Origin of the sequence: Streptococcus sp. 2018162 (assembly GCF_019754175.1) — a bacterium.
GTDB lineage: Bacteria > Bacillota > Bacilli > Lactobacillales > Streptococcaceae > Streptococcus > Streptococcus hashimotonensis.
Map to the genome: position 1 here is coordinate 53,090 of NZ_JAIJZP010000006.1, position 14,274 is coordinate 67,363.

Sequence of the window (14,274 nt, forward strand, 5' to 3'; positions counted from 1 at the left end):
TTATCCCCAGAAAGCATCTTCGGCTTTTTGGTCGGCTGAGAAGAGCCAAACTTCCTTGATTTTGCCATCTTCCATACGGAAAAGATCGATGCCATTCATGTTTAGTTCTTCACCATCTGTTCGAGTACCGAGGAATGTTACGTTAGCGGCAACAAGAGTATCATTATCGGATACCCAGTTTGTCACTACTTTGAAAGTTCCATTTGTTTTTTCGGCGAAAGTTGCTAGATGTGCTCCGAGTACTTCCTTACCAATTTTAGCACCAGATGTTGAATGATTTCCGGGTTGATGCCAGATAATGTCATTAGCCATTGTTTCAAAAAGAGCTGCAAAATCACCAGCGATGAGAGCATTGTTATAGGCATTAAAAATTTCCAAGTTTGTTGACATTTGATGTCCTCCAATTTTTTTGATATAGTACAATTATAGCTGAAGCATTCCATTATGCAAGTAGGTACTTTTGCATTCGTTAGTATCAAAAGTGATACTATTGTGATAAATAAAGGAGAATTTTTTTGAAAAAAGTTAGTGAATATGGTATTTGCCCTTTTGCAACAACACAAAAAGTCTTGACTGGTAAGTGGGGATTGGTGATTATCTACCAACTCAGTACAGGAACGAAACGCTTCAATGAATTACAGCGACTGATTCCAGGTATTACTCAAACCATGTTAACAAGGCACCTTAGACAATTGGAGGAGGATCGCATTATTAGTCGCACGGTCTATGCAGAAGTCCCCCCTCGTGTAGAGTATAGCTTGACTGAGATGGGCGAAAAATTTCGTTCGGTACTGGATGCTGTTGAGGCTTGGGGCTTAGAATATATTGAAACGTTAGCGTAACACTAGATTTGAAATTCTACAAATCTTTTGATAGAATAAGAGTAACAATTATCATGATGGTCAAAGCTCATGGGAATTGTAGGCTTTTTTGTCCTGCAGTTTTCGAGAGTTTTGGCTATTTTTTGCTATTGAGGAGAGAAGATGGACTTTCGGACAGTGGTAGGCAACCAGTCCTTTGGTGTTCGTGCGACGGGATTGTTAGTAAAAGATGAGAAACTATTTCTTGTAAGGGCACCGGAGGGGAACTACTACACCTTGGGCGGAGCCATTCAGCTTGGTGAAACAACTGAAGAGGCTGTGCAACGGGAAATGCAAGAAGAACTTGGAATTGATGTGGAGGTTGGACCGCTGGCTTTCATCGTTGAAAATCAGTTTAGTTTGCAGGAGAAATCCTATCATCAGATTGAATTTCTTTATCTTGTTACCCCACTGTCTGATCCAGTTACCTATCTGGAAGAAGGTGATTCTATCCGTCAGTGTGAGTGGATTGCCTTTACAGACTTGAAAAATCTTGACCTTAACCCTGCCTTTCTCAAAACGGAACTAGCCACTTGTAAGGGACAGTTGCAGCATTTTACTAATCGGGAAAGCTAGACTATCTAAATGAAATTTTAGAAAAGAGAAGGAAGAATGGATTTTAGGACCAGAATTGACAATCAGGTCTTCGGTGTTCGTGCCACTGCATTGCTTATAAAAGATGGGGAAATATTTTTCACCAAGGACTCTAAGGGTTGTTATTATACCATTGGTGGTGCAATTGCAGTCAACGAAATTGCACAAGATGCGGTTGTTCGGGAAGTCAAAGAAGAATTAGGGGGTGACAGTTGTGTCAACCAACTAGCCTTTGTCGTTGAAAATCAGTTTACACATGAAGATATAGATTTTCACAACATCGAGTTTCATTTTATTGTCGAGCCTATTGGAAAAATGCCTGTGGAGATGATTGAAGATAACTTGAAACAAGTTTGTGAATGGATTGAACTTGACAAGCTTGTCAATCTAGATGTCGTACCAGCTTTTCTGGCTCAAGAATTGCCAAACTGGAATGGGCAAGTCAAACATATCATGAACATAAAGGAGAAATAAAAATGACACACACATTTGCAGAAAACTACGATGTCATCGTGATCGGTGCGGGGCACGCGGGTGTAGAAGCAGGCTTGGCAGCCAGCCGAATGGGCTGTAAGACCCTGCTTGCGACCATTAACTTGGATATGGTGGCTTTTATGCCATGTAATCCCTCCATTGGTGGCTCTGCCAAGGGGATTGTGGTAAGGGAAATCGATGCCCTGGGTGGCGAAATGGGCCGCAACATTGACAAGACCTATATTCAGATGAAAATGCTCAATATGGGTAAGGGGCCAGCCGTACGTGCCTTGCGGGCTCAGGCGGACAAGGCAGAGTACGCGGCGGAGATGAAGCGGACGGTGGAGCGTCAGGAAAATCTGACCCTGCATCAAACCATGATTGATGAGATTTTGGTGGAAGACGGCAAGGTTATCGGTGTCCGCACGGCTACCAACCAGAAATTCTCCGCCAAGGCAGTTGTGGTGACGACGGGTACAGCTCTGCGTGGTGAGATTATCATCGGCGACCTCAAATATTCATCAGGCCCTAACAACAGCCTAGCTTCTATCACGCTGGCGGATAATTTGAAAGAATTGGGACTTGAAATCGGTCGTTTCAAGACAGGAACGCCACCGCGTGTCAATGCTCGCACCATTAATTACGACGAAACCGAGATTCAGCCAGGCGATGAAAAGCCAAATCACTTTTCATTCTTGTCCAAGGACGAGGATTATTTGCAGGACCAGATCCCTTGCTGGTTGACCTATACCAATGCGACCAGCCATGAGATTATCAACAGCAATCTTCATCGGGCGCCTATGTTTTCGGGCATTGTCAAGGGGATTGGTCCCCGTTATTGTCCGTCTATTGAGGACAAGATTGTGCGTTTTGCCGACAAGGAACGCCACCAGCTTTTCTTAGAGCCAGAAGGTCGCAATACCGATGAAATCTATGTTCAAGGGCTGTCAACCAGTCTGCCAGAAGATGTGCAGCAGGACTTGATCCACTCCATTAAAGGCTTGGAAAATGCTCAGATGATGCGGACGGGCTATGCTATTGAGTACGATATGGTTATGCCTCATCAATTGCGGGCGACGCTGGAAACTAAGAAGATTTCTGGGCTCTTTACAGCAGGTCAGACCAACGGAACATCAGGTTATGAAGAAGCGGCAGGTCAGGGAATTGTCGCTGGTATCAATGCAGCCCTCAAGGTGCAGGGCAAGCCTGAGCTGATTTTGAAACGGAGCGACGGCTACATTGGTGTTATGATTGATGACCTGGTAACCAAGGGAACGGTGGAGCCTTATCGCCTCTTAACCAGTCGGGCAGAATACCGCCTGATTCTGCGTCATGACAATGCCGATATGCGTCTGACGGAAATCGGTCGTCAGGTTGGCTTGGTAGATGATGAACGCTGGCAGGTCTTCCAAATCCATAAAAACCAATTTGACAATGAAATGAAACGCTTGGAATCTATCAAACTCAAGCCAATCAAGGAAACCAACGAAAAAGTCGTAGCCATGGGCTTCAAGCCTCTGACGGATGCCCTGACTGCCAAGGAATTCATGCGTCGTCCAGATGTGACTTACGCAGATGCGGTAGCCTTTATCGGCCCTGCGGCAGAGGACTTGGATGCCAAGACCATTGAATTGATTGAAACAGAGGTCAAGTACGAGGGCTACATTGCCAAGGCCTTGGATCAGGTGGAGAAGATGAAACGTATGGAAGAAAAACGTATTCCAGCAGATATTGACTGGGATGATATTGATTCCATAGCGACGGAAGCTCGTCAGAAATTCAAGCTGATTTCACCAGAAACCATTGGTCAGGCTAGTCGGATTTCCGGTGTCAATCCAGCGGACATCTCCATTCTTATGGTTTACTTGGAAGGACGCAGTCGTTCCATTTCTAAAAACAAATCAAAGGACAGTCACTAAGGCTGTTCTTTTCGCTGTATGTCAGCTATATGTCAACTACTTTAAAATCATGTGAAAAGTAGCTTTTTTACTGAATTTATGGTAGAATGGCAGGCAGAGGTTAGTGATGAAAAGATTTCGATTTTCGACAATTCACTTTGTCATGATAGGTGTCATTTTATTTGGGTTGGTGGCTCTTGTCCACCGACTTTTTCCAATTGGTGCCAGTACAGTTTTTGCGCTACTCATCAGCCTATTGGTGTTGATTGCGCTGTTTATTTATCAAAAACATTCTTATGAATTTAGTGAGCTAGAACAGATTGAATATCTCAATAATCAGGCCAATTCTGGTTTGATGATGCTCTTGGATAAAATGCCAGTGGGAGTTATCAAAGTTCGACCAGATAGTAATCAGGTAGAATGGTTTAATCCCTTTGCTGAGCTGATTTTTGCTCAAGAAAATGGTGAGTTTGATCAAAAAAAACTACGTGAAATTATTGACGTTGGTCTGGATGAGGAGCGAATTTATGCGAACTTTTCAGGCAAGAGATATGCTGTTAACGTTGATTTTGATCAAGGGTTATTTTACTTTTTTGATGCGTCAACAGAGTATTCAGCGACAAATAGTTTGATCGGAAGCCGTCCTGTTATAGGGATTATTTCAGTTGATAACTATGATGAGCTTGAGGATGCTGTAACTGATTCTCAAATTAGCCAAGTCAATTCCTTCTTGGCTCAATTTGTTTCAGAATTTTGCCATGATTACGGTATCTACTACCGACGCGGCACAATGGATCGATTCTATTTCTTTACAGATTATGCTGTGTTGGAAAAATTGATAGAGAATAAGTTTTCAGTTATTGATAAGTTCCGCGAGGAGGCTAAAAAGTTAGATTTAGGTTTGACTTTGAGTATGGGATTGGCGTATGGTAATGAAAATCATCACCAAATCGGACAGGTTGCGCTCCAAAATCTCAATATGGCTGAGGTTCGTGGTGGAGACCAGGTTGTGGTCAAGGAAAATGATGAGAGTAAACAGCCACTTTTCTTTGGCGGTGGCTCAGCTTCTTCCGTTAAACGAACACGTACGCGGACTCGTGCTATGATGACTGCTGTATCAGATAAACTCAAATCGGTTGATGCTGTTTTTGTGGTGGGACATCGTAATTTAGATATGGACGCGCTTGGATCCGCGGTCGGTATGCAGTACTTTGCTCAAAATATTATGAACAATGCCTACACGGTGTATAATCCAGATGAAATGGCACCAGATATTGCACGTGCTATCAAGAAGTTGAGTGATGAAAATTGTTCTAATTTGCTAACGGTTGAGGAAGCCATGAAGATGGTCACTTTCCAGTCGTTGTTAATCATGGTAGATCATTCAAAGATTGGCTTGACTTTGGATAAGGATTTCTATGAACAATTTACTCAGGTTGTGGTGGTTGATCATCATCGTCGCGATACAGATTTCCCAAATAACGCAGTTTTGACTTATATAGAGAGTGGTGCTAGTTCTGCGAGTGAGTTAGTAACGGAATTAATTCAGTTCCAGAATGACAAACACCATAAGCTTAATCGCATTCAATCTAGTTTATTGATGGCTGGGATTATGCTTGATACAAAAAATTTCACATCTCGTGTGACCAGTCGTACTTTTGATGTGGCTAGTTACTTGCGGACTCGTGGTAGTGATAGCTTGGAAATTCAGCAGATTGCTGCGACAGATTTTGAGGAATATCGTCAAATCAATGAACTGATTTTAAGTGGGCAGAGAATTGAGTCCAATGTTGTTATTGCGTGTGCAGATGATACTAAAGAATACGATAATATTATTCCGAGCAAGGCTGCCAATACAATATTGGACATGGCAGGAATTGAGGCGGTATTCGTTGTAACAAGGAATACCAAAGGGTATGTATCTATTTCTGCAAGGAGTCATAGTAAGATCAATGTTCAACGCATTATGGAAGAAATGGGTGGAGGTGGCCACTTTAACCTAGCTGCCGCTCAGGTATATGACCAGACAATCGCAGAAGTATGTGAAAAGTTGACGGATAAAATCCGCGAAGAAATAAATGGAAATTAGGAGAACAGATATGAAAGTAATCTTTTTAGCAGATGTTAAAGGTCAAGGTAAAAAGGGTGAGATTAAGGAAGTTCCAACAGGTTATGCCCAAAATTTCTTGATCAAGAAAAATTTGGCTAAGGAAGCAACAAATCAAGCGATCAGCGCCCTTCGTGGTCAGGAAAAATCTAAGGAAAAGGCTCATGCAGAGATGATTGCAGAAGCAGAGGCTATCAAGGCTAAGCTGGCTGAGGAAGCTACTTTAGTGAAATTTGTCGAAAAAGTTGGTCCAGATGGTCGTACCTTTGGTTCTATTACCAGCAAGAAAATTGCTGAAGAATTGGACAAGCAATTTGGCATCAAGATTGATAAACGCCATATTCAGCTGGATCACCCAATTCGTGCGATTGGTCTCATTGATGTGCCAGTTAAAATCTATCAAGATGTAACAGGCATCATTAATTTGAGTATTAAGGAAGCTTAATTATTTATCTAGCCAGTGAGGAGGTGAGATCTTGGCAGAGTTGGATGAATTGCGGGTGCAACCGCAGGATATTCTAGCTGAACAATCGGTATTAGGAGCTATTTTCCTTGATGAAGGCAAGCTGGTCTTCGTTCGTGAATACATCGAAGCTGAAGATTTTTTCAAACATGCTCATAAGCTAATTTTTAAAGCTATGATTGCTCTTTCTGATAGAAATGAGGCAATTGATGCGACTACCATGCGGAACTATCTGGTCAACCATGGTGATTTGGAAAATATTGGTGGCTTAGCCTATCTGGCTGAAATCATTAGTTCCGTGCCGACGGCGGCCAATGCGGAATTCTATGCCAAGATTGTTGCTGAAAAGTCTAATCTCCGTAAACTGATTGCCCGTTTGACGGATGCAGTTAATCAGGCTTATGAGGGTGCGGATGGTTCAGATGACATTATTGCCAATGCTGAAAAAGCTTTGATTGATGTCAGTGAGGGAGCCAGTCGAAGTGGTTTCAAGCGGATTGATGATGTCTTGAATATCAACTTTGACAACCTTGAAACTCGTGCTAAGCAGACGTCGGATATTACAGGGATTGCAACTGGTTATCCTGCTCTTGATGCCATGACAACGGGTCTGCATGAGGAAGAGTTGATTATTCTTGCGGCTCGTCCTGCGGTTGGTAAGACGGCATTTGCTCTCAATATTGCACAAAATATCGGTACAAAACTGGGTTTGACAGTTGCCATCTTTTCTTTGGAGATGGGTGCAGAAAGCTTGGTTGACCGTATGCTCGCTTCTGAGGGAGTTATCAATTCGAGGGCTATTCGTACGGGGCATTTAACGCAGGAAGAATGGAATAAGTACATGGTGGCTCAAGCTAACCTGGCTCGGGCTAGTATCTATATTGATGATACACCAGGTATCAAGATTACAGAGATTCGTTCGCGTTCACGTAAGTTGGCTCAGGAAACGGGCAATCTGGGCTTGATCTTGATTGACTATCTTCAATTGATTACGGGAACAGGTCGTGAAAACCGACAACAAGAGGTTTCTGAGATTTCCCGTCAGTTGAAGATTTTGGCAAAGGAATTGAAAGTACCAGTTATCGCCCTCAGTCAGTTGTCTCGTGGAGTTGAGCAACGTCAGGATAAGAGACCTGTTCTGTCTGATATTCGTGAATCTGGGTCTATCGAGCAAGATGCGGATATTGTTGCCTTCTTGTATCGTGATGATTATTATGAGCGCGGTGAGCAGGAAGACGGTGGTATTCCCAATAATACGGTTGAAGTCATCATCGAGAAAAACCGTTCCGGTGCGCGTGGTACCGTGGAATTGATGTTCCAAAAAGAATACAATAAATTTGCAAGTATTTCCAAGAGAGAGGATGGATAGAGAATGAGTGATGCATTTACAGATGTTGCTAAAATGAAGCAAATCAAACAAGATATTAAAGACCATGAGGGACAAATCGTTGAATTGACTCTTGAAAATGGTCGTAAGCGTGAGAAGAATAAGCAGGGGCGTATTGTGGAGGTTTATCAGTCTCTCTTTATCGTTGAATTTGAAGATCCAAACAATACCTTTGTGGAATCTTATACTTACTCAGACATTTTGACAGAAAAGATTTTGATTCATTATTTGGATAATAAGGATAATCTATGAAAAATATTAAGTGGCATTTGACGTTGCTTGTCAGTTGTTTGATATTGGTAGGTTGTGTTGTAGAGAATAATGCAGAGACTAAATCAGATAAGCCAACGACAGAGTTATATAAATATACTTCTGAAGAGAATGAAAATGCCTCAGCATATTTGAGTATTACACACAGACATGATGTTATTACTAACTTTGAGATATATTACGAGGTAGCAATAACAGATGCTTATCTTAGTGATTTAGGAGTTAAAAGTCAAGAAGAGGCAGGACAGCTACTGGAAAGAATATTTTATGAATATTCTTTACCTGAACTAGTAGAACTTGAAAAATTAGACGGTGTAGAGATGGAAATTTCTTTTCCTCGTGAAAGTGTTTGGCGGCTCTTGATTGGTATTGATCCAGCTATAGCTGACTTTCATGAAGTTTCACGGATTGTGGGAACAGGGGATTTAGAGCTTCTAGAAGATGTTGGAACAACTTCTGCCAGTGAGTACCGTAAGATGTTCCAAATTATCGGATTTGAAAAAGTAAAATAAGTAAAAGGCTTTACAGAGCCTTTTTTTTGTGCTATACTAATCTTTGTGCGAAATAACAGCAGGGCAAAATGAAGCTCGTCAACAGAAGGTCAGCAAGAAGAGTAATCGTTGCTGTTTCGATGAAGGCCTCCTGCACGAATCAGGTTTGCTTAAAACGTTATTTCCTATAAACAAGTCTTTTTGTTTCCTTTTAGTACTAGGCAAGGAGGGGCAGGCTATACTGAGGTATGCCAAGCCGACTTAACGACGTAATAAAAGAGAAACGAAATGACGGAAATTTCTATTTTAGGAGGACATAACATATGTCACGTTATACAGGACCATCTTGGAAACAAGCTCGTCGTCTTGGCTTGTCATTGACAGGTACAGGTAAAGAATTGGCACGTCGTAACTACGTACCAGGTCAACACGGACCAAACAACCGTTCTAAATTGTCAGAATACGGTTTGCAATTGGCTGAGAAACAAAAATTACGTTTCTCTTACGGTTTGGGTGAAAAACAATTCCGTAACTTGTTCGTACAAGCTACTAAAATCAAACAAGGTACTCTTGGTTTCAACTTCATGCTTCTTTTGGAGCGTCGTTTGGACAACGTCGTTTACCGTCTTGGTTTGGCAACTACTCGTCGTCAAGCACGTCAATTCGTAAACCACGGTCATATCCTTGTTGACGGCAAACGCGTTGATATTCCTTCATACCGCGTTGAAGTTGGTCAAGTTATCTCAGTTCGTGAGAAGTCAATCAAAGTTCCAGCTATCCTTGAAGCTGTTGAAGCAACTCTTGGCCGTCCAGCTTTCGTATCATTCGATGCTGAAAAGCTTGAAGGTTCATTGACTCGCTTGCCAGAACGCGACGAAATTAACCCAGAAATCAACGAAGCTCTTGTCGTAGAATTCTACAACAAAATGCTCTAAGATTTGTATCAATATTTTAAAAGCCCTATTACAAGGGCTTTTTGTCTGTATTTGAGGAGGGATTATGTGGCGTAAGTATTCTTTGCTAGTGGTATTGACTATTTTGGTCGTAGGTGGGGCATTCTTTCTATCTCAATCAGCGGCTGCACCAAATGAATCAGACTACGTGAAGGCTGTCAAGAGTTATCAGGCTATTTCGATAGATGAAGTGGAGCAAAAGGTCCAAGACGAGGAAGAATTTATATTATACATAGGTCGTGAGACATGCCCTTATTGTCGTGATTTTGTTCCTAAATTAACAGAGGCAGTAGAGCAATCACATACAACTATCTACTATTTAGATAGCGAGTCGGATCCGACTGGAAAAATTCAACAATTTCGACAGAGTCAAGGTCTTACTACGGTTCCTAGCTTAACCTATTATAAATCGGGTAAATTATCTGGAATACTTCGTAAAGGGAGTCAAGCAATGCTATCCGAAATAGAGAATTTTTTAGCTCTTCAAGGGGAGTAAATAGTTTTAAAAATGTATGAATCGAATATCATACATTTTTTTGTTCATGTTTGTGAAAAATATTTCAAAACAGATTGAAAAACATTTCACAATCTTGTATAATACTAATATCAGATAAAAATTGGAGGTTTATATGAAAAAGAAAGCTTGGTTAGGCTTGTTGATGAGTCTACTTGCTGTTTTGTTTTTAGTGGCGTGTGGAGGTAAGTCTGAAAAGACAGCTACATCTTCATCATCTACGACTTCTTCTTCATCAGAAGAAGCTGTTTCAGGTGCATCTGAGAAAGTTTATACAGATCCATCTGAGTTGAAAGATAGCTATGATGTTATCGTTGTTGGTTCTGGTGGTGCAGGTATGTCGGCAGCTATTTCAGCTAAAGACGCTGGTGCTAGTGTTGCTCTCTTGGAGAAAATGCCTGTTATCGGTGGTAATACGGCTAAATCGTCAGCTGGTATGAATGCTTCACAGACTAAATTCCAAGAAGCGGAAGGGATTGCTGATACAAACGATAAATTCTACGAAGAAACACTTAAAGGTGGTAAGGGAACAAATAATCCTGAACTACTTCGTTATCTTGTAGATCATTCTGCTAGTGCAATTGACTGGTTGGATGGAATGGGGATCACTCTTAGCAATCTAACTACAACTGGTGGTATGAGCGAGAAACGTACCCACCGTCCTGCAGATGGTTCAGCTGTTGGTGGCTACTTAGTAAATGGTCTTTACCACAATCTTGTTGAACGTGAAGTACCAATTTTTGTAAATGCAGATGTTACAAAACTCCAAGACAAGGATGGAGCTGTGACAGGTGTTGAAGTAAAAATTGCTGGTAAAACTAAGAAAGTTTCTGCAAAAGCAGTTGTATTGGCTACAGGTGGTTTCGGTGCGGACTTAGACATGGTTGCTAAATTCAATCCAGCCCTTGAAGGTTATGTCACTACTAACCAAGAAGGTTCAACAGGTGACGGTATTGCGCTTGCTGAATTAGAAGGTGCTGCGACTGTTGATATGGAACAAATCCAAATTCACCCAACTGTTGAGCAAGAAACTTCTTACTTGATTACGGAAGCTGTTCGTGGTGAGGGTGCTATCCTTGTCAATTCAAAAGGTGAGCGTTTTGTTAACGAATTGGAAACTCGTGATAAAGTTTCTGCGGCTATCAATAGCTTAGAGCCAAACTATGCTTATGTTATCTTTGATGATGCCTTGAAAGATCGTGTGAAAGCTATTGCTCAATACGAAGAAAAAGGTCTTGTAAAAACGGGTGCTACACTTGCAGATTTGGCTAAAGAAATTGACCTACCTGCGGATACACTTCAAACAACACTTGATACTTGGAACAAGGCTGTAGCAGATAAGAATGATGCGGTATTTGGTCGTACATCAGGTATGGACCATGCTTTGAATACTGGTTCTTACCATGCCATTAAAGTTGCACCTGGTGTTCACCATACAATGGGTGGTGTGAAAATCAATACCAATACTGAAGTATTGAAAACAGATGGTTCAGCAATTTCTGGTCTTTATGCTGCTGGTGAAGTAACTGGTGGTGTTCATGGTCAAAACCGTATTGGTGGTAATGCTGTAGCAGACATCATCGTATTTGGTCGTCAAGCTGGTGAACAAGCAGCTGGATTTGCTAAGAAATAAATTTTAATATGAGGAGTTGGCTACAGTCTAACTCCTCTTTTTGTATTGTCGTCATTCATCTAAGATGATATACTTTTAAGGTATGAAGAAGAAAATAGTATTATTGTTAGGAGCTATTGCAGCCATTCTTTTGATTTGGTCTGCTATTGCTGGCCAGCGTCAGCAATCCTATGTCGAGGCCGAATTAAGATACCAGGATAAAATTTGGATTATCACAGATTTGCATTATTTATCACAGGATTTATTTGATGATGGAGAGGCATTTTCTTATATCGAAAAGACAGCTGCTGGTAAGGATTTGCGCTATGGTAAAGAGCGGATGGAGGCCTTGGTTGAGCAGGTTGAGCGTGAACATCCTTCCTTGTTACTAGTCAGTGGGGATTTGACTCTCAATGGTGAAAAGCAGAGCATGGTTGAATTGTCACAGTATTTTACCCAGATTGAAGAAAAAGGAACAGAGGTTTTGGTCATTCCTGGTAACCATGATATTGCCAGTGGCTGGGCTAGGGCTTTTAAGGGAGATCAGCAGGTAGTGACAGATCAGGTCACCGCTCAGCAATTTTCAGATATATTTGACGATCATGGCTATCAACAAGCCAGCAGTCGTGATCAAGCCTCATTGAGCTATCTGGCCAAGCCATTTTCCAATGCTTGGTTTCTGATGATAGACAGTAACATCTACTCTGACGGCTACGGTAAAGGAGCTCCTCCAACCAATGGACGTATCAAAAAAGAGACCTTGGATTGGATAGAAGTACAGCTTCAGGCAGCCAAGGAAGCTGGAGTAAACTTGATACCTGTTGTCCATCACAATGTCTTGCAACAGCATGCCATGCTCTCAAAAGGCTATACTTTGGATAATGCTGCCGATTTGAAGGCCTTGTTCAATCAATATGGCATTCAATTTGGTTTTTCAGGCCACACTCATTCTCAGAATATTGTTGAAGAAGACTTGGGGCAAGTCAGCTATTCTGAAGTGGTCAATGGTGCATTTTCTATTTATCCAGCAATTATCGGCCAATTGAGCCTTGGTAATGCAAGCATTCACTATCAAAAAACTCAACTTGATATGGCTTGGTGGACAGAAAAACACCAACCTAGTGATCCAAATTTGCAGGATCACGTAAAGTACTTACAAACCATCTTTGACAATACCAGTGACATCATGGTCCACAATGTGTTGAACGATGAACGTTGGTATGATGGCGAGACGGCAGATGCAATTTCACAATTTATCATGCCAGCCAATCGTGCTTATTTTTCAGGAGAAAAATTGGACCAGACTTGGCTTGAAGAGATGGTATTTCCTAGCCAAGCCTATCAGACCTTGCAAGCAGTGTCACCGAGAAGTTTCTTGGCTGATTATCTTGATGTAATTATAAAACGGAGTCAAGGTCGAGATGTGGAAAAACTAGGGATTAAAACAGAAAAAGATTTTGTCCAATAGTTTTCCACAGATTGTTGAAGAAATCCACAACTTTTCCACAGGTTGTGAATAAGTTATGCATTAGTAACTGTCTGAGTTGGTCGTTTTTACAAATAAAAATGATCAGCAACTTTCCTGAAAATGTGATAAAATAGTAACAAATTGTGTCAAATGGAGAGAAAGATGACCTTACTAAGCATTGCCATTCCGAGTTATAATTCGGAGGCTTACCTTCATTACTGTGTTCATTCCCTTGTAATGGGTGGTGACAAGGTTGAAATTCTGATTATCAACGATGGTTCGACCGATCGGACTCAGGAAATCGCAGAGGGACTAGAGAATCAATTTTCAAACGTACGTGCCATCTATCAGGACAATAAGGGCCATGGCGGAGCTGTTAATACAGGGATACGTGAGGCCAAAGGGAAGTACTTTAAAGTTGTAGATTCAGATGACTGGGTCGATACTAGGGCCTATTTGAAGATCCTGGAGAGTTTGCAGGCTTTGGAATATGAGAATACGCCAGTTGATGCCTTTATCTCCAACTTTGTTTATGAAAAAGAGGGACAATCTCGTAAAAAAACCATGTCTTATCAATCCACTCTACCTGAGAACCGTATCTTCGGTTGGGAGGATGTGGGTGCCTTTTCCAAGGGGCAATACATGATGATGCATTCCTTGATTTACAGGACAGATTTATTGCGTGAGGTTGGTCTCGTTCTACCAGAGCATACTTTCTATGTGGATAATATTTTCGTGTTTACCCCTTTACAGGCTGTGAAAACCATGTTCTATCTTCCAGTAGATTTTTATCGGTACTTTATTGGGCGAAATGACCAGTCTGTCAATGAATCCGTCATGATTAAACGAATTGACCAGCAGTTAAAAGTCAATCGAATCTTGGTAGACAATTTAGACTTGGAGGCGATTGACAATCCTGATTTACGGAGTTATTTGCTCAATCACGTAGAGATTACGACCATTATCTCCTGTGCCCTTCTCAATCGTGCTGGAACAGCTGAACATATGATGAAAAAGCAGGAATTATGGCACTATATTCGGGATAACAATCCAGCTCTCTTTAAAATCGTTCGAAAAGGGTTACTCGGGCAATTAACTAACCTATACGGGTATCCAGGCCGAAAAATTTCCAATGCTGTCTATAAAATCGCGAAAAGAATTTATGGTTTTAACTAAAACTCAG

General features: G+C 41.4%; 15 protein-coding genes. 14 read left to right on the forward strand and 1 reads right to left on the reverse strand.

Annotation, left to right across the window (positions count from 1 at the left end; all coding sequences use genetic code 11):
• Positions 1-390: a nuclear transport factor 2 family protein gene (locus K5Q22_RS06320; RefSeq protein ID WP_024389859.1), complete on the reverse strand. Its 390-nt coding sequence runs from the start codon at positions 388-390 to the stop codon at positions 1-3.
• 125 nt (positions 391-515) lie between these two features.
• Here K5Q22_RS06320 and K5Q22_RS06325 point away from each other — a divergent pair, with 125 nt between their 5' ends.
• From K5Q22_RS06325 to K5Q22_RS06390, 14 genes are all read left to right on the forward strand, one after another.
• Positions 516-842, forward strand: a complete 327-nt coding sequence (locus K5Q22_RS06325) for a helix-turn-helix domain-containing protein (protein WP_014638837.1) — start codon at positions 516-518, stop codon at positions 840-842.
• 141 nt (positions 843-983) lie between these two features.
• The gene (locus K5Q22_RS06330) at positions 984-1,436 is read left to right on the forward strand and encodes an NUDIX hydrolase (protein ID WP_205013999.1); all 453 of its coding nucleotides are present in this window, start codon (positions 984-986) and stop codon (positions 1,434-1,436) included.
• A 36-nt stretch (positions 1,437-1,472) separates the two neighbouring features.
• Positions 1,473-1,928: an NUDIX hydrolase gene (locus K5Q22_RS06335; protein ID WP_205014001.1), complete on the forward strand. Its 456-nt coding sequence runs from the start codon at positions 1,473-1,475 to the stop codon at positions 1,926-1,928.
• 2 nt (positions 1,929-1,930) lie between these two features.
• Positions 1,931-3,847 carry a tRNA uridine-5-carboxymethylaminomethyl(34) synthesis enzyme MnmG gene (gene mnmG / locus K5Q22_RS06340; RefSeq protein ID WP_205014003.1) on the forward strand — a complete coding sequence of 639 codons (1,917 nt, stop codon included), beginning with the start codon at positions 1,931-1,933 and terminating at the stop codon, positions 3,845-3,847.
• 106 nt (positions 3,848-3,953) lie between these two features.
• Positions 3,954-5,915 (forward strand): DHH family phosphoesterase, encoded by a 1,962-nt coding sequence (locus tag K5Q22_RS06345; RefSeq protein WP_044758771.1) that lies wholly within the window; start codon positions 3,954-3,956, stop codon positions 5,913-5,915.
• Positions 5,916-5,925: 10 nt separating this feature from the next.
• Positions 5,926-6,378: a 50S ribosomal protein L9 gene (rplI, locus tag K5Q22_RS06350; RefSeq protein ID WP_012775408.1), complete on the forward strand. Its 453-nt coding sequence runs from the start codon at positions 5,926-5,928 to the stop codon at positions 6,376-6,378.
• A 31-nt stretch (positions 6,379-6,409) separates the two neighbouring features.
• Complete coding sequence (gene dnaB, locus K5Q22_RS06355; protein WP_002938217.1) at positions 6,410-7,765, forward strand: replicative DNA helicase; 1,356 nt, start codon at positions 6,410-6,412, stop codon at positions 7,763-7,765.
• A gap of 3 nt (positions 7,766-7,768) precedes the next feature.
• Entirely contained in the window at positions 7,769-8,035 is a 267-nt protein-coding gene (locus K5Q22_RS06360) for a Veg family protein (RefSeq protein WP_024410776.1), read from the forward strand.
• Positions 8,032-8,565, forward strand: a complete 534-nt coding sequence (locus tag K5Q22_RS06365) for a hypothetical protein (protein ID WP_205014006.1) — start codon at positions 8,032-8,034, stop codon at positions 8,563-8,565. The genes K5Q22_RS06360 and K5Q22_RS06365 overlap by 4 nt, the downstream gene beginning before the upstream one ends.
• Before the next feature lie 302 nt (positions 8,566-8,867).
• A complete protein-coding gene (gene rpsD, locus K5Q22_RS06370; RefSeq protein ID WP_002938227.1) occupies positions 8,868-9,479 on the forward strand; it encodes a 30S ribosomal protein S4 in 612 nt (203 codons plus the stop codon).
• 64 nt (positions 9,480-9,543) lie between these two features.
• A complete protein-coding gene (locus tag K5Q22_RS06375) occupies positions 9,544-9,993 on the forward strand; it encodes a thioredoxin (RefSeq protein WP_205014008.1) in 450 nt (149 codons plus the stop codon).
• Between the two features lie 133 nt (positions 9,994-10,126).
• The gene (locus K5Q22_RS06380; protein WP_205014009.1) at positions 10,127-11,644 is read left to right on the forward strand and encodes a flavocytochrome c; all 1,518 of its coding nucleotides are present in this window, start codon (positions 10,127-10,129) and stop codon (positions 11,642-11,644) included.
• A gap of 82 nt (positions 11,645-11,726) precedes the next feature.
• Positions 11,727-13,091, forward strand: coding sequence for a metallophosphoesterase (locus tag K5Q22_RS06385; RefSeq protein ID WP_205014010.1), 1,365 nt, complete (start codon positions 11,727-11,729; stop codon positions 13,089-13,091).
• 162 nt (positions 13,092-13,253) lie between these two features.
• A complete protein-coding gene (locus tag K5Q22_RS06390) occupies positions 13,254-14,267 on the forward strand; it encodes a glycosyltransferase family 2 protein (RefSeq protein WP_205014011.1) in 1,014 nt (337 codons plus the stop codon).
• The last annotated feature ends 7 nt before the right edge of the window (positions 14,268-14,274 follow it).

What these genes read in the sequence shown, in the direction of transcription:
- K5Q22_RS06320 (WP_024389859.1), bottom strand. Translation starts at nt 390, where the DNA reads ATGTCAACAAACTTGGAAATTTTTAATGCCTATAACAATGCTCTCATC.
- K5Q22_RS06330 (WP_205013999.1), top strand. Translation starts at nt 984, where the DNA reads ATGGACTTTCGGACAGTGGTAGGCAACCAGTCCTTTGGTGTTCGTGCG.
- K5Q22_RS06335 (WP_205014001.1), top strand. Translation starts at nt 1,473, where the DNA reads ATGGATTTTAGGACCAGAATTGACAATCAGGTCTTCGGTGTTCGTGCC.
- mnmG (WP_205014003.1), top strand. Translation starts at nt 1,931, where the DNA reads ATGACACACACATTTGCAGAAAACTACGATGTCATCGTGATCGGTGCG.
- K5Q22_RS06345 (WP_044758771.1), top strand. Translation starts at nt 3,954, where the DNA reads ATGAAAAGATTTCGATTTTCGACAATTCACTTTGTCATGATAGGTGTC.
- rplI (WP_012775408.1), top strand. Translation starts at nt 5,926, where the DNA reads ATGAAAGTAATCTTTTTAGCAGATGTTAAAGGTCAAGGTAAAAAGGGT.
- K5Q22_RS06360 (WP_024410776.1), top strand. Translation starts at nt 7,769, where the DNA reads ATGAGTGATGCATTTACAGATGTTGCTAAAATGAAGCAAATCAAACAA.
- K5Q22_RS06365 (WP_205014006.1), top strand. Translation starts at nt 8,032, where the DNA reads ATGAAAAATATTAAGTGGCATTTGACGTTGCTTGTCAGTTGTTTGATA.
- rpsD (WP_002938227.1), top strand. Translation starts at nt 8,868, where the DNA reads ATGTCACGTTATACAGGACCATCTTGGAAACAAGCTCGTCGTCTTGGC.
- K5Q22_RS06375 (WP_205014008.1), top strand. Translation starts at nt 9,544, where the DNA reads ATGTGGCGTAAGTATTCTTTGCTAGTGGTATTGACTATTTTGGTCGTA.
- K5Q22_RS06380 (WP_205014009.1), top strand. Translation starts at nt 10,127, where the DNA reads ATGAAAAAGAAAGCTTGGTTAGGCTTGTTGATGAGTCTACTTGCTGTT.
- K5Q22_RS06385 (WP_205014010.1), top strand. Translation starts at nt 11,727, where the DNA reads ATGAAGAAGAAAATAGTATTATTGTTAGGAGCTATTGCAGCCATTCTT.
- K5Q22_RS06390 (WP_205014011.1), top strand. Translation starts at nt 13,254, where the DNA reads ATGACCTTACTAAGCATTGCCATTCCGAGTTATAATTCGGAGGCTTAC.